Source organism: Streptomyces sp. NPDC026394 (assembly GCF_055567735.1).
On sequence record NZ_JBVHPX010000036.1, the window covers coordinates 40,208 to 59,979 of the forward strand.

Annotated in this window: 18 protein-coding genes and 1 pseudogene; 10 read left to right on the forward strand and 9 right to left on the reverse strand. The window is 69.9% G+C overall.

Annotated features, from left to right (window positions below; translation table 11 throughout):
- The first annotated feature begins 75 nt into the window (after positions 1–75).
- Complete coding sequence (locus tag ACZ4QV_RS40070) at positions 76–924, forward strand: helix-turn-helix domain-containing protein (RefSeq protein ID WP_361591334.1); 849 nt, start codon at positions 76–78, stop codon at positions 922–924.
- 578 nt (positions 925–1,502) lie between these two features.
- Positions 1,503–1,751, forward strand: a complete 249-nt coding sequence (locus tag ACZ4QV_RS40075) for a hypothetical protein (RefSeq protein WP_361160612.1) — start codon at positions 1,503–1,505, stop codon at positions 1,749–1,751.
- Here the strand turns inward: ACZ4QV_RS40075 and ACZ4QV_RS40080 are convergent.
- The 3 genes from ACZ4QV_RS40080 to ACZ4QV_RS40090 all read right to left on the reverse strand — a co-directional run bounded on the left by ACZ4QV_RS40080 (position 1,702) and on the right by ACZ4QV_RS40090 (position 4,823).
- Positions 1,702–2,841 (reverse strand): 2-methylaconitate cis-trans isomerase PrpF family protein, encoded by a 1,140-nt coding sequence (locus tag ACZ4QV_RS40080; RefSeq protein WP_361591336.1) that lies wholly within the window; start codon positions 2,839–2,841, stop codon positions 1,702–1,704. The genes ACZ4QV_RS40075 and ACZ4QV_RS40080 overlap by 50 nt on opposite strands.
- Positions 2,841–3,749, reverse strand: a complete 909-nt coding sequence (locus ACZ4QV_RS40085) for an isocitrate lyase/PEP mutase family protein (RefSeq protein WP_361160600.1) — start codon at positions 3,747–3,749, stop codon at positions 2,841–2,843. Before ACZ4QV_RS40085 ends, ACZ4QV_RS40080 begins: the two co-directional genes overlap by 1 nt.
- Positions 3,750–3,920: 171 nt before the next feature.
- Positions 3,921–4,823, reverse strand: coding sequence for a LysR family transcriptional regulator (locus ACZ4QV_RS40090; protein WP_361160603.1), 903 nt, complete (start codon positions 4,821–4,823; stop codon positions 3,921–3,923).
- Between the two features lie 116 nt (positions 4,824–4,939).
- Here ACZ4QV_RS40090 and ACZ4QV_RS40095 point away from each other — a divergent pair, with 116 nt between their 5' ends.
- Positions 4,940–6,352 carry an MmgE/PrpD family protein gene (locus ACZ4QV_RS40095; RefSeq protein ID WP_361160606.1) on the forward strand — a complete coding sequence of 471 codons (1,413 nt, stop codon included), beginning with the start codon at positions 4,940–4,942 and terminating at the stop codon, positions 6,350–6,352.
- Positions 6,353–6,524: 172 nt separating this feature from the next.
- On the opposite strand, the gene ACZ4QV_RS40100 is transcribed toward ACZ4QV_RS40095, so the two are convergent.
- From ACZ4QV_RS40100 to ACZ4QV_RS40120, 5 genes are all read right to left on the reverse strand, one after another.
- The gene (locus ACZ4QV_RS40100; RefSeq protein WP_467764286.1) at positions 6,525–7,010 is read right to left on the reverse strand and encodes a WD40 repeat domain-containing protein; all 486 of its coding nucleotides are present in this window, start codon (positions 7,008–7,010) and stop codon (positions 6,525–6,527) included.
- A 620-nt stretch (positions 7,011–7,630) separates the two neighbouring features.
- On the reverse strand, positions 7,631–8,263 hold the full coding sequence (locus tag ACZ4QV_RS40105) for a peptidase inhibitor family I36 protein (protein ID WP_361637937.1): 633 nt from the start codon (positions 8,261–8,263) through the stop codon (positions 7,631–7,633).
- Between the two features lie 501 nt (positions 8,264–8,764).
- Positions 8,765–9,796 carry a CU044_5270 family protein gene (locus ACZ4QV_RS40110; RefSeq protein ID WP_361637939.1) on the reverse strand — a complete coding sequence of 344 codons (1,032 nt, stop codon included), beginning with the start codon at positions 9,794–9,796 and terminating at the stop codon, positions 8,765–8,767.
- Positions 9,789–10,358 (reverse strand): RNA polymerase sigma factor, encoded by a 570-nt coding sequence (locus tag ACZ4QV_RS40115; RefSeq protein WP_361619434.1) that lies wholly within the window; start codon positions 10,356–10,358, stop codon positions 9,789–9,791. Before ACZ4QV_RS40115 ends, ACZ4QV_RS40110 begins: the two co-directional genes overlap by 8 nt.
- Before the next feature lie 1,130 nt (positions 10,359–11,488).
- Positions 11,489–12,301 (reverse strand): ANTAR domain-containing protein, encoded by an 813-nt coding sequence (locus tag ACZ4QV_RS40120; protein ID WP_361591339.1) that lies wholly within the window; start codon positions 12,299–12,301, stop codon positions 11,489–11,491.
- A gap of 133 nt (positions 12,302–12,434) precedes the next feature.
- On the opposite strand from ACZ4QV_RS40120, the gene ACZ4QV_RS40125 reads away from it, so the two are divergent.
- Together ACZ4QV_RS40125 and ACZ4QV_RS40130 are read left to right on the forward strand one after the other, a co-directional pair.
- Positions 12,435–12,785 carry a helix-turn-helix transcriptional regulator gene (locus tag ACZ4QV_RS40125; RefSeq protein ID WP_361160894.1) on the forward strand — a complete coding sequence of 117 codons (351 nt, stop codon included), beginning with the start codon at positions 12,435–12,437 and terminating at the stop codon, positions 12,783–12,785.
- A gap of 213 nt (positions 12,786–12,998) precedes the next feature.
- The gene (locus ACZ4QV_RS40130) at positions 12,999–13,289 is read left to right on the forward strand and encodes a hypothetical protein (RefSeq protein ID WP_361591341.1); all 291 of its coding nucleotides are present in this window, start codon (positions 12,999–13,001) and stop codon (positions 13,287–13,289) included.
- A gap of 81 nt (positions 13,290–13,370) precedes the next feature.
- On the opposite strand, the pseudogene ACZ4QV_RS40135 reads toward ACZ4QV_RS40130, so the two are convergent.
- Positions 13,371–13,560, reverse strand: a pseudogene (locus tag ACZ4QV_RS40135) (IS5 family transposase); the annotation flags it as partial.
- Positions 13,561–14,656: 1,096 nt separating this feature from the next.
- Here ACZ4QV_RS40135 and ACZ4QV_RS40140 point away from each other — a divergent pair.
- From ACZ4QV_RS40140 to ACZ4QV_RS40160, 5 genes are all read left to right on the forward strand, one after another.
- The gene (locus ACZ4QV_RS40140; RefSeq protein WP_361591343.1) at positions 14,657–16,060 is read left to right on the forward strand and encodes a M28 family peptidase; all 1,404 of its coding nucleotides are present in this window, start codon (positions 14,657–14,659) and stop codon (positions 16,058–16,060) included.
- Entirely contained in the window at positions 16,053–16,583 is a 531-nt protein-coding gene (locus ACZ4QV_RS40145; RefSeq protein WP_361591345.1) for an NUDIX domain-containing protein, read from the forward strand. The genes ACZ4QV_RS40140 and ACZ4QV_RS40145 overlap by 8 nt, the downstream gene beginning before the upstream one ends.
- Positions 16,584–16,689: 106 nt before the next feature.
- Positions 16,690–17,691, forward strand: coding sequence for a Gfo/Idh/MocA family protein (locus ACZ4QV_RS40150; protein ID WP_361591347.1), 1,002 nt, complete (start codon positions 16,690–16,692; stop codon positions 17,689–17,691).
- Positions 17,692–17,861: 170 nt separating this feature from the next.
- Entirely contained in the window at positions 17,862–19,151 is a 1,290-nt protein-coding gene (locus ACZ4QV_RS40155; protein ID WP_361591349.1) for a DegT/DnrJ/EryC1/StrS aminotransferase family protein, read from the forward strand.
- Between the two features lie 153 nt (positions 19,152–19,304).
- A partial coding sequence (locus ACZ4QV_RS40160) for a methyltransferase (protein ID WP_361591351.1) occupies positions 19,305–19,772 on the forward strand: 468 nt, incomplete at its 3' end.

The following is a 19,772-nucleotide window of genomic DNA, read 5'->3' on the forward strand; positions in this document are numbered from 1 at the left end:
GGACCCACTGTCACCGCCCGCGCGTCCGGGCGTCTTGGACAAATGCTCCGATCGGTCTCCGCGTAGCATGGGACGATGCGACCCTCCGTGCGCGAGCGTGAGGCTGTCACCAGGTGGGAGGTCGCGAGGCCACCGTGGCGAGGTCGGACAGGCGGCATCAGCCTGGCCGGATTCCGCGACCGGGGCACGGGCCCCGTCGACCTGCCGGTGATCCCGCGCCCGGCCTTCACCCTGATCGTCGAGTTCGGTGAAGGTCCACTCATCGTGGGCGACGCCGTCGGCCGGCAACAGCGCGGAAGTCTCGTCTCCGGGCTCGCCTCCGGGCCGGCGCGTATGCGAGGCGAGAACGTCGCATGCGTGGAGGTACACCTGTCCCCGGTGGTCACGCACACCGTGCTGGGGGTCGGCCCGGCGGAGCTGGACCGTGTTCCCCTCGACGACCTGTGGGGCCGGAGCGCGGCACGGCTGCGGGAACAACTCAATGAAGTCCCGTCCTGGGAGGGCCGTTTCGCGCTGACGGATGCCTTCCTCGCCCGTCGCCGCGGGGCGGGGCCACCGGCGGACCCGGAGGTGGTCCGGGCCTGGAACCGGATCGTCGCCAGTCGCGGCCAGGTCAGGGTCGAGGACCTGGCAGCCGAGGTCGGCTGGAGCCGCAGGCGCCTCTGGTCCCGGTTCCGGTCACAGATCGGTCTGCCTCCCAAGCGCGCCGGGACTCTCGTCCGCTTCCACCACGCGGCCCGCCACTTGACCGCAGGCGGCAGCGTGGCCCGCATCGCAACAGAGTGCGGTTACGCCGACCAGTCCCATCTCCACCGCGAGGTCATGGCATTCACCGCGATGACTCCTGCGACACTGGCCGGTGACGCGGGCCTGGCCGTGGACCACATCGCATGGACCGGACACGACACCGGCGAGACGCGCTGACTACCCGCCCCACGTGGCACGCACCTCACACCACAGGCGCAAGGCGACGTCCGCCCTGTGCAGCAACCCCACCGACCACCTTTCATGACTTCGAACTGGCAGTACGTGGGGAATCGGTGCCCGCCGCTGTCACTCCGTACCGCCCGGTTTCCCCCCACGGCCACGGGGCCGTGCCTGACCTGTTCCGGGGGAGTGGGTGCGGGTGCCCGCAGGTGAGAAGGCCGGGGCCGTCCCGCGCCAGCGGTACGACGGGCTGGTGACCGAGGGCCGGAAGCGCGTATTCAAGATCGGGGACGGCGCTCTGAAGATTCTGCCGCTCCGTACGCACGGCGGCCGCGACGCCGGCCGCGGCCCTTTTTGCGGGCCCCGGCGGCGTGCTGGTGGAGCCCGCACGATGGTGGAGCCCACCGACACGGCCCAGGCCAGGTCTCCTCGGTGTCACCCCGGCCCATCAGCGCGGTGAACACCCGTCCCCCGTTCCCAGTCGTCCCGAACGAAACTGCCCTGGAGCGCAACCACCTCCTGCTTGCCGGCCGGGCTCTTGAACAATCGGTACGGCATTCCATGAGTTCGCCCCGATCGGCGGAACCGCGTACCTGCACGCCATCGTCCAGTCCGTACCGACGGCCGACAACGCCGACCACTACGCCGAGATCGTCCCCGGGCGCGCCGTCGTCCTGCCCTGCGCTCGCTCCCACAGGCATTCCTGCACCTACGGGCTCGACCACTTCGTCGACATGGGCCACGATCCATGCCCTCAGCTCGCAGAGCACCTGCCTACGAGTAGAAGGCGCGCCCCGCCATCAGTCGGCGCGCGGTCCGGCTGATGCCGAGCGACCGGAAGGTCACCTCCGGGCCGCTGGTGTCGTCATCGACGGTGACCGAGACGCCGGTGATCCCGGAGGGGTGGCCGACCAGCACCGCACCGGGCCGGCGCGACTTCGCTGCGTCGTGGACGGTGGTGCCGCGGACGCGGGACGCGGCGGCGAGGCTGATCGAGGCGGTGACGGCGATGCTTTCGTGCAGACGGTTCATGAACATCAGGTGGAGCCGCAGGTCCATGTGCCCGGCCTCGGCTCGCTGTCCGTTCAAGGTACGGTACGAGAACGGCGGCGCGACGAGGCCGACGAAGGGCACCGCGGGGACGTCCGTGTCGCCGCGACGCCAATCGGAGCACAGGCCCATCAGGACGCAGGCCTTTCCGCGCGCCTCGCGTACGAGCGCGAGGAGGTCGCGGTCGTCGTTGATTTCGGTGCGTTCGTCTCCGGTCAGTGCGAAGTCCTCGGCGCGCAGCCAGACCACCGGGTTGCCCGCGTCGACGATCGAGGCGTCGATGACACGGCCGTCCTCCAGCGTGAGCTTGTCGACGGGGGCGCCGGTGGGGAGCAGGCGCCCGGTCATGGCGCCGATCGTGGCCGACCAGTCCATGACGATCTCGGCTCCGGTTCCTGGCACGCCCGGGATGGCCAGATCGCCCGTCACCTCGGCGAGGCCGTCGGAGACCGGCACCCGCGCGACGAGGATCTTGCCGGTGTTGGTGTTGTGGATGCGGACCTCGGTCACGCCCTCGTGTGCGGGGACGAGGCGCTCGTCGATCGCGAACGGGCCCACGCCGGAGGAGATGTTGCCGCAGTTGCCGTTGTAGCTGACACGGCCGCTTTCGATGTCGACCTGGGCGAAGGTGTAGTCGACATCGGCGTCGTCGCGGGCGGACGGCGCGACGACGGCCACTTTGGACGTGATCGGGCGCGAGCCGCCCAGTCCGTCGATCTGGAGGACGTCGGGAGAGCCCATGAGCCGGCGCAGCAGCGCGTCACGTGCCTGACCGGCTGGGGGGAGGTCGCGTTCGTGGAGGTAGAGGCCCTTGCTGGTGCCGCCCCGCATGAGGACCAGGGGAATCGATGCCTGTCCACCCATCAGGAGCCCTCCTCTGCCGTCGCCGGCCGGGCAGGAGACGGTGGTTGTGCGGTGACGAGCCGATCGGGCCACTGGAGCCAGTCGTCCAGGCCGACGGTGCCGAACAGCTCGGCCGGGCCGGCCGCGTCCCGGGGCGGCAGGCCGGTCTCGCGCAGTCGGGTCAGTGCCGAGTCGACGGCCGCGCTCGCGGCGGCGATGTTCACGAAGGGGTAGATGCCCAGCCGATAGCCCAGGCCGGCGTAGTCGGATGCCGTGAGCAGCGGGGTCCGGGAGTTGGCGATCACGTTGATCACCAGCGGGACGTCGATGCTGCGGGCGATCCGGTCGAGCTGGTGGGGATTCCCGGGAGCCTCGACGAAGACCATGTCCGCACCGGCGTCGGCGAACCGGCGACCGCGGTCGATCGCTTCGTCCAGGCCGAGCGGAGTCAGGGCGTCGGTACGGGCGATGATCACGAGATCGTGGCTCCCCCGGGCGGCGACGGCGGCGCGGACCTTCCGTACGGCCTCCTCCTTGCCGACGACGGTCTTGCCGTTGAGGTGCCCGCAGCGCTTGGGGAAGACCTGGTCCTCGATGTGGACGGCGGCGGCACCGAGCCGGACGTGGGTCTCCACCGCGTGGCGGACGTTGAGCTCGTTGCCGTAACCGGTGTCGATATCGACGATCAGCGGTAGCGAGGTGGCGCCTCGCAGGCGGACGACGTGTGCGGCGACCTCGCCGGCGGACATCAGTCCCAGATCGGGCCGGCCGAGCACGCTGACCGAAGCTGACGCTCCACTCACGTATGCGGCGGGAAACCCGGCGCGCTCCACCAGCGTGGCGGTCAAGCCGTCATAGACGCCTGGAGCGATGACCAACTCGTCGCCGTTGATCAGCTCACGCAGCAGGCGGGCGGGATGGGTGGTCAACTCCTCACTCCTTTCGTTACGAACGTCCCATTGAGCCCCGACGAGGCGCGGCCGGCTGCCGTACGGCGTGGGAAGCACGTCCTGCCGTACGGTGCGGGAAGCGTGTCCGACGGGCCCCACCAGCCTGTGGGCACGGTGGCCGGCAAGGGAAATGACGGACGTTGGGCCGGTCTATGCGTCAGGCGTATGAGGGGTACGGAGGGTTCGCGTAACGAACGCACAGAAGCGGCGGGCGGCTGGGGTGGCCGGCCCGTCGGTGGCGGTGACGATCCCGACCTCCCGCTTCGCGCCGTTCTCGTCCAACGGGACTTCCACGGTGCCGGGGTGGAGCGCGGTCTCTGACCGGGACTCCGGCACGATCGCGATACCGGCCTCGGCCGCGACCAGGGCCCGCAGGGTGCTGAGCTCCGTGCCCTCCACGGCGAGCTGGGGCGTGAACGCCGCCTCGGTGCAGACCTGGTCGAGGATCTGCCGCACCCCGAACGCCCGGGGGAACGTGACGAAGCGCTCGGCCGCGAGCTCGCCGGCCGTGACCGCTGCCCGGGCGGCCAGCGGGTGGTTCTCGGGGACGAGGAGGGTGAGCCGTTCCTCCAGCAGCGGAACCCAGCGGATGTCCTCCCCGGCCGGCCGGGGGCTGGTGAACCCGACGTCGAGGCGTCGGTGACGGACCTCGTCCACGACGATGTCGGCGGCGTTCCCCCGTAGCTGGAAGGCGGCCGACGGCGCGATCGTGCGGTACTCCCGCAGCAGTTCGGGGACGAGCCAGCCGCCCAGCGAGTGGAGAAATCCCAGGGCGATGGTGCCTGCGTCCGGGTCGAGGAGGGCCCGGATGCGCTGTTCGGCCGACGCGACCTCGCCGACCGCCCGTACGGCGTGCGCGTGGAACACCTCACCGTAGCGATTGAGGCGCAAGCGGTTCTGCTGCCGGTCGAAGAGCCGCACACCCAGCCGTCGCTCCAGCCGCGCCAGCGCGCGGGACAGCGTCGGCTGCGAGATGTTCAGCTTCTGCGCCGCCGCGGTGACGTGCTCACTTTCGGCGAGGGTGATGAACCAGCTCAGCTCGCGTAACTCCATCCAGCGACCATACGCCGCGCGCATGAGTCGGCTTCCCTATGGTCATTTCACCGCGGCGGCCCTGGGCCCCGATCCTCGAACGAGATGTCGGCACAGCGAGCAGAGGAGCCTTCGAAATGACCCTCGAAAGCCGGGACCAGCGGTATCTGGCCGAGCAGGTGGGCGAGTTCGTCGCACGGACCGAATTCGGTGACGTCCCCGACAAGGTGCTCCAGCGCGCCCGCCACCTCGTGCTCGACGCCGTCGGGATCGCCTTCGCCTCCACCGCGTTCCCCTTCGCCGGCGTGGCCCGCGACGCCTTGGCGGCATTCGGGGGCGGGGACCACGTCGTGTTCGGCATGGCGGACCGGCTCACCGCGCGCGACGCCGCCGTGCTCAACGGCATTCTGATCCACGGCCTGGATTTCGACGACACGCACCTGCCCGCCGTCGCTCATGTCACCTCCGTGGTCCTGCCCGCCGCGTTGTCCGCCGCGGTCGCCTCGAACGCCTCGACGCGCGACCTGCTGCTCGGCTACGTCCTCGGCGTCGAGGTCATGGCCCGGGTCGGCATGGGAGCCGCCGGTGGGCTGCACGACGTGGGCTTTCATCCGACGGCCGTGGCCGGAGGGTTCGGAGCCGCCGTCGCCGCCGGAAAGATCATGGGTCTGGACGCCGGCGGCCTGGCCACCGCGCAGGGCATCGTCGGGTCACAGGCGGCGGGCCTGATGGAGTTCCTGGAGGACGGGTCGTGGACCAAGCGCTTCCATCCCGGCTGGGCCGCCGCGAGCGGACTGACCGCCGCGAGCTTCGCCAGGGCCGGCTGGAGCGGTCCGCCCGGCGTTTACGAAGGCCGCTTCGGCCTCTACGCCACGCACGTGCCGAGCCGGGACGCACGCCCGGCCGCCGTCTCCGAGGACCTGGGCGTGAGCTGGGAACTGCTGCGCACCGCCGTGAAACCCTTCCCCGTCTGCCATTTCCTCCACGCCTTCGCCGACGCCGCGCTCATCCTCCGCAACGAGCACGCCCTGAGGGCGGAGGACATAGCGGGAATCCGCTGCGCGATCCACCCGGTTCCACGCAAGGTGGTGTGTGAGCCTGCCGGGGCCAAACAGGCGCCGCGCGACGAGTACGACGCCAAATTCAGCCTCCCCTTCGCCGTCGCCGCGTCCTTGGTCCGCGGTCGGTTGACCCTCGACGAACTCGAAGCCGACGCCCGCTCCGACACCCGGATCCGGGAACTGGCCCGCAAGGTACAGGTTGACGACGACCCCGACAGCGCTTTCCCGTCGGCCTATTCCGGTTTCGTGGAGATCGCACTCACCGACGGGCGAGTGGTGCGCCACCGTGAGCAGTACAACCGCGGCCACGAACAGCGACCGCTCACCGACGAAGAGATCGACCGCAAGTTCCGCGGCACGATCGGACGAGTCGCCGACCGCGAAACGGCCGATCGCGTGCGGCGTGCGGTACTGGCGCTGGGCGACAGCCGCCCTGCCTCCGGCTTCGCCGAGGCGTGCGGCGGGCCGGTAGTGACCGGTGGGGCGTGAGGGGTCGAGGCACAGACAGTACGGCCTGGGCGGCTCAGTCCTTGCCGTGACGGCTCCACACCCGCCCGGAGCCGGTGTGGACCGTGCAGCGCCACCTGCCGCCTCCGGACTCCGCCATGTCCGACGAGACACACCAGCCTCTGTGCATGCCAGGGCATCCGTGCCCGGCTGATCACCGTTGCGTGAACACCGTGACCTTCCCCGGGCACCACACGGCGGGATCATGGGCACGGCGGATCGCAGCGAGGGATGTCGCCGACGCCACGGTGCCGCGCCTCGGGGCGTGAGCGTCTTGCGGGTGAGGGCAGATCCGGTCGATGGCGTGATCGACGTTCATGTCCCACCGTCGCGTCGCCGAGTCCTCGCCGCGTGTGTCCAGGCCCTGCCAGGCGGGGCTGAACGCCACCTGCTCGACGCCACCGGCACGTCCGGTCAGTGATTGTGCCGGGGGAATCGGCTTGGCCGGGTCGGTGAGGTCCCACAGCCGCACCGACCCGTCGTAGCTGCCAGTGGCGAGCATCCGCCCGTCCGGACTGAACGCCAGGGCAGCGATGCCGAGTGCGTGACCGACGAGTGGGTCGCCGATGCGGCACGCGGTCTGACCAGCGCAGGCGCCGCCAGCCGGGGCCTGGGTGCTCGGCGTGGCCCACACCTCCACCGGTGGCGACCGACTCGGCGAGGAGGTCGATGCCCACCACGATGTGCGGCTCGATATCCCCGTCGGCCCAGACGGTCCTGGTGGTACTCGTGGTGCGACATGTCCGCCGGGCACTGTTCGTGCTCTTACATGGCAGTGAGGACTCAGGCGCCGTCCCGATCCCGGGCCACCTGCGGCCGTCCTGCCACTGCTCGGCTGCGGCGTTCGTCACGTGAGCAGGTTCCCGTGCCGTCAGTCGACGGCAGTGCAGTCGGGAGTAGAGGAAGGACTCGGCGGTCGCATCCGGTGATCTCGTCGGGATACCCGCGCGGCAGGTCCTCGACCGGAGTGCCTCGGCGCCCGCGCGCTGGACGACCGAGTCAATAAACAGGCATCGAGCCGTGGGGGGGGGGGGGGGGGGGGGGGGGGGGGGGGGGGGGGGGGGAGGCGGGGCGGCGGGCGGGGGGGGGCGGGGGGGGGGGGGCCGGGGGGGGTGGGGGCTGTTGTCGGGGGGGCCCCCCCGGGCGGCCGCGCCCGCGCCGGCGCGCCCGCGGGGCCCCCCCCCCCCCCCCCACCCAAACCCCCCCGCCCGGGGGCGGGGCCCCCCCCCCCCCCCCCACGGCTCGATATAGCGTCATACATCAGCTGGTCTCGAAGCAGTCGGCTTGGTTGTCGACGCTGTCACCGATGTCGTTGTCGTAGGAGCGCGGCGGTTCGGTCCACAGCAATTGCGTGCAGGACGTATCGTCGTTAGGGCGTGTCCTGCCGTATACGCGAATCGTCAGAGAGCCCTTGTTGGAGAACGAGGACGTCATGTTGACGAAGTTGTATTCCGAGAATTTTTTCCCTAGCGGGTGGGGTTCGTTCCAGGCCAGGCGTCGGCCGGCGAAGTTGTTGTACTGGTAGAAGCAGTACCAGTTGCGGCCGAACACCTCCGTCGGGCAGTCGCCGCCTGCCTGGACGGACGCTTTCTGCGCCGTAGCGGTGCGCAGCGCCTTGAGAGATACCCCGGCCAACTTGGCCTGGAGCTTCTCTGCGGCTTCGCTGAAGGGTGGTGCCTTCTGTTCGCCGGGCAGCGGGAAAGACTGGACCACCTTGCCGTCGTCCCAGGCGATCTCATACCTGCTGATCTGGGTGCCGCCCTCAGTCTTGGACAACACCTCGTTGATTTCCGCCTGGAGCGGGTCAACCGTTTCGGCCTGTGCGCCCGGGACGGTGGCCAGCGTGATCATGACGGCGCCAGCCGTCGCGGCTAAGCGGTACCGTTTCTTCATGTTTCCTCCCCTGTGCGTCGCAGAGTGTTGATCTCAGGCGACGCGGTGGAGACGCTGTCACGATCACTCGGGCATATCCAGTCTCCACAGGCCGAGGCCGATGGTCCTATTGCGCCGATTGTGATGCTTGTTGTGCTCTGTTCTGGCAATTCCGGCCAAGGCAATACGGTGGCGCGTGCACGGCGGGGCCCGCAGTCCGGTTGTCGGGAGGCGCTGACCAGGCCCTGCGTTGCCGCAACAGTTCCCCGAGGCCTGTGGCACCCCGGCCGGGCTGTCATCGTGTTCTTGTTCAGGTCATAGTGGGGAGTTAATGACTTGACCGACACCGTGGCTGCTCGTGTGCATCGCCCGGCCGGGCAGGGCGGACGTGAGACCCCGCCGCACGGCTCCCGGAGCGGCGGCGACAGGGGGCCGGGCGCAGCCAGCTCCTGTCTCACGTCGGCGCGGGGGCCGGGCAAGCCCGAGGCGATGGCGGTCGGCAGGCGGTGAGGTGCCGCGCCATCAGTGGTGTGTGGCCTCGCTGACCAGGTACGTAACGTAGTGGATCACGGCGTGGGGGCCAACCTTCAAGGCCCCTGCGTTTCCGTCTAGTTGCTCCTCGTACGCCAGCAACTTGCCCGTGTCGGAGGCGAACACGAGTGTGCTGGTCTGGGGCAGACCACCACTGTCGGTGCGGATGGTGAACGCGGCACCGCTGCGTCCCGCCCGGTCGGTGACCGTTCCGCGGTATGCGATGCCCTTGGCGTCCTTGAGCACTCGCAGGATCGCGGCCCGCTGGGCCGGGCGAAAAGCGGTGTCCAGGTTCCGTGCGGAAACCGCGTCGAAGAGCTCGCCGGGACCGCTTCCCTCATAGCCTGCTGAAAGCCAGCCGCGCATGCCCTTCACGTCACCCGGGGCGTCCCGACTGCTCTCGTCCCAGGGATCGGCCGGCTTCCCCTCGCCCGAACGCTGCAGGGGCTCCTCGCCGATGGCACCCGCGTCCTTCCACACTTCACGTTCCTTGTCCGAGGCGAAGTGAGGCGGCTGGGTCCGCACGGTCCACCGCGTGGAGCCATCGGGCTTCTTCCAGGTCTCCCGTCGCTCGGGGATGACCGCCGAGGTGACCTGGACCCCGTCGATGCGTGTGGAGAGAGACCAGCTGTCCTGGACGAAGTGTCCGCTGCTGCCGGGCCTCGTCGATCGGCCGCTGCTGTCATGCTCGGCACGCTGGGCGATTTTCTCCAGCATGGAGGCGGCCGGCAACGGAGGGACACCGGAGTGCAGGGCCAGCGGCCGGGGCGTCACTGCCTGGGCGGGTTGCGCTGTCGGCCCGAACAACACGGTGGACACGACAGCCGCCCCAGCCGCCGTGACTGCGATCGCCCCGATGAGCACGGTCCGCCGCCTGCTGTGCCGCCTTGCCGGCCGCTGCGCCGGCTCAGGCCCGGTGGCCAGGATGCGTTCCAGATCGGCCTGCCTTTCGGCCTGTGAGGTCTGCTGTCCGGTATAGCGGGCCGGATCCACCATCTTGTAGACCTTCTCTACTTCACGCATCGGCTCCACCCCAATTCACCTGCTGAGTACTCGAAAGCGGGCCGCCCTCGACGGAGGCACTGTGCGCTGGCACCGCAGCAACGGCGCGTCGCAGGCGCTTGCGGGCCCGGTGCAGCCGCACCTGAAACGTGGCCCTGGTGCACCCGAGTACCTTCGCGGCCTCGTCGTGCCGAAGGTTCTCCCAAAACGCCAACCCGAGCACTTCGCGGTCCTTCGCGCCCAACTGGTCGATGGCCGCTGCCAGGCTCATCTGCTCAACGACCGCGTCAGCATGGTCCGCGGCTGCATTGTCGCGCTGTGTTTCAAGCAGCTCTGTCAAGCGCAGGTACCGCTGGTCCGCACGGTGGGCATTGGCCAACGTGCGGCGTGCCACCCCATACAGCCACGGCAGCGGCTCCTCGGGCGGGACCTGCCCGAATCGCCGCCACGCGACCAGAAAGACCTCGGCGACCTGATCTCGCACCTGGTCCGGCGCGATCCGGCGCCGGACATACGCATCGATGGCTCCGTAGTGCGTGCGGTACAACTCGGTGAAGCTCTGTTCCTCGCTTGCTGTGTCCACATCTCCTCCACACCGTCTATGTCCGGCCCGGCCGACTTCTTACGGCCGAGCACAAACTTTCTCTACGGGGCTGGTGAGAGGCGAGGGCCTGGCGTGACGGGCACCGCCTCGGTGCTTCGTGCAGGGCACAGGCCGGGCAGGAGCAGGGTGCCGGTGCCGGCCGGCAGGTCGAAAGCCGGCACCCGGCCGCCGTACATTCCAGCAGGCCAGACAGGAAGGTGCGCCCCAGTGGCCGATGTGGACGCGCACGCTCTGGTAGCCGCCCAGCCGCAGGTTCTTGAAGTGGTACGTCTTGTGAGTGCTACGGCTGGCCAGGGTCCGGCCCTTGAGGTTGACCGGGCACCGACCGAGCCGTGTGCGACGGCCACGAGACGGGCGGAACGGGGCATGAACCTCCTGCGGACGGTCCCACCAGTGGCGGGACCAGTAGGACGAGGTGCCCGGCGGTCAGCCGGTGGTTGAAGATGCGACGGTCCATTACAGAACTGATATTTGCACAACGCTTCTCGATCCGCCGTGCACACCCCCGCGCCCGTCCGTCGGCCGTGCGCCCCGGCACAGCACACCGAACACGGTACTGAGCTGCGGCATTTCCGCGGAATGGGCTGGTGAGGCCGGCGCTGCATACGGGCGTGCGCGCGGGGAGCCGACTGCTGGGAACGCATGTCCATGCTGCAAGCGGCCCGCGAGAAAGCTGCGGGGGTGCGAAGAACTGTCCAGGCAGTGAGGCACCCGCAAAGACGTGTCGTCTGTCCTGGCATGACGATCGTTTGGTGCGATACGGCGCGCTCGGCATCCCGGCCCGTTGTTGGACAACTGGCGTAGGGCGATGGGTTCACGGCTTGGAGGAGGGTGACTCGGCCATGACCTTGATCGGTTTGCCGTAGGCCGGGGGATGTTCACCGCAGTCGGCCGGTAGGCCGCGGTGAGCGGTCGCTGCCGTCGGGGGGAACGGCGGCGGCGATGAGCCGGTCCGCTTCCACCGGAGCACGGCTCGGCGCGGCAAGCCGGACACGATCTCTTCCGGCCAGGCCGACGGACTCTTTCCTGCGTGCCGCCGACGAACTCTTCGCGTGCCACCTTCGGGCAGCGGGCGCCCGGAGATGGCGAAGGCGAGACGTCGCAGGCGGCTATTGGAGTGGTGGGGCGGTGCGTTGTCCGGGGGTGGTGTCGTTGTGGGCAGGTGGGTCCGGTGGCCCGGGCGTGTTCGCCTTCACCGCGGCGATCGCGTCCGTCAGGTGCTTGCGTGTGGTGCCGGCCAGGGCGGTGCCCTGGTGGCTGTCGAGCAGGTCCTGGGCGAGGCGGTGCAGTTTGGTGTTGGTCTTCTGTGAGGTGGTGACCAGGACGGCCCAGGACGCTTCGGGGGTCAGATCGAAGGTGGCCATCAGGATGCCGCGGGCCAGGTCGATGACCGGTCGGGTCTGCATGGCCCGGCGCAGCTGGGCCACCTCGGTGCGCAGTTCCTGGTCGGTACCGTCCTGGAGGCTGTGACATTCGCCGGGGGCGGGGGAGGGCATGGGGGAGTGCATGGTGTGCTGGCCGTTCGGGGACGGGGCCTCGAACAGGTCCCGGGTGCCGCTCAGGTCCAGGATCCGCTCGACGGCGCGGCTACGGGTGGTGATGGTCAGGCTCTTGCCCTGGGCGAGGGCGCGTCTGCGCAGGTCGAGCAGCAGGCCCAGGCCGGCGCAGTCGCAGAAGTGCACGGCGCCCAGGTGCAGGTCGAGGCCGCGGACGCAGTCGGCCAGGGCGGCATGCAGGCCCGGTTCGATGTGCCGGCCGGCGGCCCAGTCGAGGTCACCCTTTATCGCCAGGTTGGTCCGGTCACCGTCGGCGGTGACCTCGATCGCCAGCAGATGCGGCCCGGAGATCGCCGGGCCCGGCGGGGGCGCGCCGCTGGGGGCGGGGCCAGGGAAGGGGGGTGCGCCGGGTGCGGGCTCGGGCATGGCCGTCCTCTCCTTCGCTCACTCGCCTGCCGTGGTGTCCAGGTTCGTCCACCCGAGACACACACGTCAATCAATACGTGAAGAATGGTACGTGCTTTGTGGTGCGTGAAATGCAGGTCGCTATAGTCGGGGCATGTATGAGGTGCCCGAGCCCCACACCGGATGGACGTTCTTGACCAACCACGCCCGGGTGCTGGCGGTCATCGCCGACAACGATCACGCCCGCATCCGCGACATCGCCGCCCACTGCCGGCTGACCGAACGTGCCGTGCAGAAGATCATCGTCGACCTGGAAGGCGACGGGTACCTCTCCCGCACCCGCGAGGGGCGCTCCAACATCTACCGGATCGAGCCCGGAAAAACGTTGCGGCACCCGGCCGAAGCGGACCTCGGCCTGACCGTGGCCGCCCTGCTCTCCCTGCTCGTCCAGGACGAACACCAGCGCACCGCACCCGCCGACGACCGTCGCACCGGCACCGACTGATCCCCCCTCCGCGAGCTGCCCGGCCGCCCAACACTCAAGACCCCCGGCGTCGGCCTTGGGGAGCGTTTGGCCCCGGCAGGTTGTTCGGCAAGTCGGGATCTATCAACCGTGTGGGGATCGTGCTGTGTGCCCCCGCATCTTGCGCAGTGGCGCGCGTGACGGCGTAAGACCGAGTGGGGGCCTGGAGTGTTCGCGGGGAGAACGGCGCGGCTGGTGGTCAGCAACGATGGCGAGGAGCTGCTGGAGCTGACCGTGGAGCCCTGGGCGGACATCCACCGGATCCGGCCGAAGGAGACCTGCATCGTGGTCACCCACTCGCCCGCGGGAGACGGTACTTGGGGTGGGACGTTGTCTGGCGACGAGCCGTTCGAGGTCGGGCATCGGCCCGATTCGATCACGGTGTGGGCCAACGGCCACTGCTTCCACCTCAGCGACAGGGAGGGTAATCCGATCTACGCGAACGAGTACGGGGGCGGGTGTCCTGCCCAGAACCTGTCCACCTGAAGAAGTACCTCACCTGGTGGATTGCTGTTCATCGTGCTCCGGGAGTCGTTGGCGAACTCGCGGTGCTGCGTTGTCATGTGCTCAAGTGTCGCGCCGGTTCGGAGTCGACTCGTGTGCGCCTGCGGCGCATCAGGCCGGTCATCGCGAGGCGGCTCATCGCTTCGGAGCGGTATGGGTGGGTTTCGTAGTCGCGGGCGAGGCGGCGGTGGGTCATCAGCCAGCCGAAGATCCGCTCGACACCCCGTCGCCTGGGGATGACCTTGAAGCTCTTCTGGCCCGTGAAGCCCTTCTGGCCTTGGCGATGTGCGAGAGCAGGTGGATGCCGCCAGCGTCCAGGGCTTTGTCGCCGGCACCCGGCTGGTCGACCGCATCGCGGCTGTCCACCCCCGCCTGCGCAAGGTCCGGGTCGACGGCAGCTACCGCCAGTACCTCGTCAAGCACGCCGCCCGACAAGGCATCGACATGGAAAATCGTCCAACGCGCCTACGGGGCGGGGGTATCCCGACCAGTGGCGCAGGTCGGCCACTCGCTGCGACCAGGCCCGCGAGTCCTGCAACGCTGCCGTCACCATCGCCTCGATCCTGCTCTGGTTCTGAGCTTTGAAGACGATCATCAGCAGGTCGGGCCCGTGGTCGGCCGGTCGGGCGGTCGTCGGCAGTCGAGGAGCCGCACACCCGCTTCGTGCAGGGGCGGCACGTTTCCGGGGTGCCTGCCTGGGCTTTCCGCCGGGCGGGATTTCTGCCGTGAGTTCGAGCCGGATACGCGCTGTGAAACGCCTAGGTGTCGTGGATACGCAGGGCTACCCACCCCTGGAATGCGGGGTTCCAGGGCGCGGCGTATTTGGCTGGTAAGCATCGCCGAAGCGGATACAGTTCAACGGGCAATTACCTTTCGCGGGAGTCGGTTTATCCGGAGGCAGGGCAAAGTTCCGGCAAGGTGCTGAGATAAACGGACCGCTGTCATCCAGCCATGCCAGCAACCGCGGGGGTCCGCCGGTCAGTGCCTCCGTCACCCCTAGAGTTGCAGGTCAGCGGCGTTATGGGAGGCCGGCGACCGGTGGCCTGAATCGTTGGCTCCCGACCCTCGCAACCCGCCCTTTGATCGCCAAGGGCTTGCAAAGTCGCAATGACTTGTTATTACCTGAGACACGTTCAAGCCGGGGCGTCACTCCTGACACTCCGCGCTTCCTTCGCATCGGTGTGCAGGGGATCGCGTGCCCGCTGCCGCACCGAACCGGCCAGTGCTTCTCCCGTGCCACGCATCCGCCACGGGAAGCGCTTCGCACCCATCGCCCCGGTGGAACACACCCGGGACGGCACACAACAGGGGGAAAAGAAGTGGGTTTCCGTACGCCGACGACTGCTGCCGTGTCGGTCACCGTCCTGTCCGCGCTCCTGCTGACGCAGGTGCCGGCTCGGGCGGACACGGCGCCGGCGTCTCTCACGGACAGCGGGGTACGTGCCCATGTCGACGCGCTCCAGCGCATAGCCGACCGTAACGACGGCAACCGAGCCTCCGGGACCAGCGGTTACGCGGAGTCCCTCGACTATGTCGAACAGCGGCTGAAGAAGGCGGGTTACGAGGTCGAGCGGCAGCCCTTCGGCTTCCTCTTCACCCAGGTCCTCACGGAACGGCTCGTACTGCCCGGCGGGAAGCCGGTGCCCGTCACCCTGGCCAAGTACTCCCCCTCGACCCCCGCGAAGGGCCTGACCGCGCGGTTCGCGGAGCTGACGGGCCCCGAGGAGCGGCGGCAGGGCTGCGCGCCCGCCTCGTACGACGGCGCCACGGTCACCGGACGGATCGCGCTGGTCAGCAACGGCGGCTGCACGATGGACGACAAGGGCAAGGCCGCCGCCGCGGCCGGAGCCGCCGCGGTCGTGGTGATCAACGACCGGCCGGGCGAACTGTACGGCTGGCTCAAGGACGCCGCCGGGGCCCGCATCCCCGTCTCAGGGGTGTCACCGGAGACCGGTGAGGCCCTGACCCGCGCCGCCCGGCAGAACGCGCCCGGCACCCTCACCCTCCGCTCGCGCACCGAGAAGCGCACCACCGAGAACCTCATCGCCCGTACCAGGTCCGGCGATCCGGCACACCAGGTGATATCCGGCGCCCACCTCGACTCGGTGCCCGAGACCGCCGGGATCAACGACAACGGCGCCGCCGTCGCCGTCCTCCTGGAGAGCGCACTGCGTGGCGCCCAACGACCCGCTCCGAGAAACCAGTTGGTCTTCGCCTTCTGGGGAGCCGAGGAGTTCGACATGCTCGGCTCGCAGTACTTCGTTGACCGGCTCACCCCGGCGCAGCGCAAGCGCGTCGCCGCCTACCTCAACCTGGAGATGATCGGCGGCCCCAACTCCGGGCTGTTCACCATGGACGGGAAGAACGCCGACCCCGAGGGAGGCATCACGCCGCCGAACGGCTCGGCCGATATCGCGGACCGCTTCACCCGCGCCTTCGCCGAGGCCGGCGAGGTGGCGCAGACCTGGAAGCTGGACGGCCGGTCCGACTACGCCCCCTTCATGAAGGCCGGCATTCCGGCCGGCGGCCTCAACGGCGGTTCCTTCGAGCTGAAGACCGCCGAGCAGGCCCGCCTGTGGGGCGGCACGGCCGGCAAGCCGTTCGACCCCTGCTACCACCAGGTGTGCGACAACGCGGGCAGCTTCAACGCCACCGCGGCACGCAAGCACGGCGACGCCTTCGTCCGGACGCTGGACCACTTCGCCGGTACGGCGGTGGCGCGCACCGACCGTGCGGCGCACGGCCGTGACTGAGCGGGCGGTGGACGGCCGGCCGGCACCGGCCCCCGCCGGTCACCCGCGAGCCGCCGGAAAGCTGGTGGTCGGCGCTCTGATCGTCGACAGCCGGGACCGTGTCTTCCTCCAGCAGCGCTCCGCGGACCGCCGGCTCTTTCCCGGCTGCTGGGACCTGGTGGGCGGCCACGTCGAGCCGGACGAGAGCCCCCTGGAGGCGCTCGCCCGCGAGCTGACGGAGGAGACCGGATGGCGCCTCGGCCGGGTCCTGCACCGGGTGGCCGAGGGGCAGTGGGATGCCGACGACGGCACCCGCACCGAGACCGACTACCTGGTCGAGGCCGTCGGCGACCTCACCGCCCCGCGCCTGGAACGGGACAAGCACCCGCGCTGCGCCTGGGTGGGACCGCACGACCTCGCCCTCCTCGACGACAGCGTCCGGCGCAGCGGCAGCACCTTCGTCCGGGATGCGGTGACCGCGGCACACACCTGGCTCGCCCGGACACCGGCATCCCACCGGAAGGACATCAGCGACACGCTGTGACGGTCGCCGGTCCAGTGACGCACGTACGTCCGCAATCGGGTCAGAAAGGGAAGAGCGCGTGACACACGTGGTTGAACCGAGCAGTCGCCCCCGATGTCGTTCGTTGGTGATCGGATTCGCCGGGCACCAGGGGCAGGAGTACCTACCGATCGTCCGGCGGCACACCGACATCGCCGGCGGCGTCGACCCCTCGGGGGACGCCGCGGCGCTGGCCCGACAGTGGGACTTCCCGCTCTACGGCAGCCTCGACGAGGCCCTGCGGTCCGCCGACTTCGACACCGCCGTGGTGACCGTTCCGCACCACGCGCACTTCGCGATCTGCTGCGATCTGCTGCGCGCCGGCAAGCACGTCCTGAAGGAGAAACCTTTCGCCGTCACCGAGGCGCAGGCCCGGGAACTGGTCAAGCTGGTGGACGACGCGGACCGCAGCGCCTTCACCCTCGTCCAGCGTGGCTTCAACCCGGTCTTCGCGTTCGCCCGTGAGCAACTGGCGGAGATCGGCAGGCCGTACTGGTTCTCGTACGACTACCACCTGAACCTGCCCACCCCGACCAGCGGCTGGCGCGCCACCAGCGATCTCGCCCTGGGCGGCGTCCTGCTCGACATGGGCTACCACCTCCTCGACGTGCTCAGCGGCCTGTTCCCGGCCCCGGCCGAGGTGCGCTCCACCTTCCTGCACCGCTACGAGGAGATGCGCGAACGGCGCCTGGAGGACCTGGCCAGCGTGCAGTTCAGTTACCCGGGGCTGGACTTCGCGGGCTCGCTGCGGATTTCGCGGCACAACCTGGAGAAGGTCGAGAAACTGACGATCCTGGGCACCGAGGGCGCCCTGAACGTCACGCCCACAGAAGCGGCGCTGCACTCCCCGGACGGCGATGTCGCGTACCGCCTGGTGTCCGAGCAGCCCAAAGGCACTGCCGTGAACGCCATGTTCGCCCACTACTTCCGGCACCTGGACGACCGCGACTACCGCACCACGCACGTCCGGCGGCAGCTCTCCGCGGTACGGCTGCTCGACCGTATCTACCGCGACCGGCCCGCCGACACCCGCACCGCCGCGGAAGCCGGGCCACCGCTGACCGCACCCGGCCAGGCCGTACCCGCCTGACCCGCGGCCGCCGGGGCCGCTGCCCCGGCCGCCTTCGTCCACCGCCGGTACGCGCCTTCGCCGCCACCCCGCGACGCCCTGCCGGCCGCCCCTTTCTCCAGCCCCGGGCCCCGGCCCCCTGCCGTCTTGCGCCCGTACGACCGCTTCCCGACCGAGAGACAGAGGACCCCGTGACTTCCACCGGCGAACGCCTCGCCCTGCTGGGCGGCACCCCGGCCATCACCCGGCCGCTCCCGCACGAGATCTGGCCGCCCCGCGCCGAAGGGGCCGAACTCACCGCCCTGGCAGCGCAGCGCAACGACGACATCTCCATCAAGGGCAGCAGCGGCCCGGTCCGCGAGCTGGAGGACGCCTTCCGCGCCTTCCTCGACGACCAGGTCCGCTGGGCGGTCACCTTCAACTCCGGGACCAGCGCCCTGTTCGCCGCCTACTTCGCCCTCGGGGTGCGGGAAGACGTCGAGGTCGTCGGCCCGGCGCTCACGTACCACGCGGCGCTGAGCCCGGTCCACGCGCTGCGCGGCGAGGTCGTCCTCGCCGACATCGACCCGCTCACCCGGGGCATCGACCCGCAGGCCCTGGAAGCGGCGATCACCGAGCGGACGAAGGTCGTCACCGTCGTCCACCAGTGGGGTCACCCCTGCGACATGGACGCGGTCATGAGCATCGCCGAGCGGCACGGCCTGCGCGTCCTGGAGGACTGCTCGCACGCCCACGGCAGCCGCTACAAGGGCCGCCTGTGCGGCACCTTCGGCGACGCGGCGGTCTTCTCCCTGCAGGCGAACAAGGCCGTCTTCGCCGGCGAGGGCGGCATCCTCGTCACCAACGACGCGGGGGTGCACGACCGGGCCACCCTGCTCGGGCACTACCGTGACCGCTGCCGCGAGGAGATCACCGACGAGGCGCTGCGCGACCACTGGGTGACCGGGTTCGGGCTGAAACTGCGCATGTCGCCGTTCAACGCCATCGTCGCCCTGCACTCCCTCGCCGCGTTCCCCGAGCGCAAGGAGGCCCGGCACAGCGCGCTGCGCTACTTCGGTGAGCGGCTGGCCGAGGTCGACTACATCGAGCCCGTACACGTCGGCGAGGACGTCGACATGGGGGCCTGGTACGGCTACAAGCCGCTGTTCCTGCCCGAGGCGCTGCCCGGCGTCACCCGCAAGCAGCTCATCACCGCACTGCGGGCCGAGGGCATGGAGATCGGTGCGCCGTCCGGTCCCCGGCTGTCCACCCTGCCGTTGTACGCGTCGGCCGAGAGCCCGCTCTTCCCGGGTACCCCCAAGCACGCCAACGTGGCCGCCCCCGGCACCGCCGCCGAGCGTGTCGAGCAGCAGGCGCTGTCCCTGCCGACCTTCAACGACTGGCCCGCCGACAAGGAGCTGATCGACGCCTACATCGAGGCGTTCCAGAAGGTCGGCCGCCACCGCGCCGCGCTCGCCGGGCACGCGCGCGACGACGGCTGACGAGCGCCCGGCCCATCGTACGGACGCGGGGTGAATCCTGCCCCGCCCCCGGGCCACGGTACGAACCGGGGCACATCCTGCCCCTGATCACCGAACGGCCCCGGGGAGACCCCGCCCCACCCGCACGACCGACATGAGGACTGGAGAGGAACCATGGCTGTCAAGGAATCCCCCGAAGCCGCCGAGGCCGTACTCAACCGGGCGATGGAGGGCGACGACCTGCCCGACTCGTTCACCCTGCTCGGCCGGGAGTGGGACCTGCACCGCGACGTGTTCCCCGGCACCATCACCGCGGCGACCGAGGTGATGGCCTCTGCCCTGCCGTACCCGAAGGGCGGCTCGTTCCTGGAGGTGGGCTGCGGCACGGGCGTCATCTCCGTCACCGCCGCGCTCTCCGGCTGCGCGCAGGTCACCGCGCTGGACATCAACGAGAAGGCGGTGGCCAACACCGAGGCCAACGCGCGCCGGCACCAGGTCGCCGACAAGGTACGCGCCCTGCACAGCGACCTGTACGACGCCCTGACCTCCGAGGACCGCTTCGACGCGATCTTCTGGAACGTACCGTGGACGTTCGTGGAGGACGACTTCAGCCTCAAGAGCCACCTGCATCACGCCGTGTTC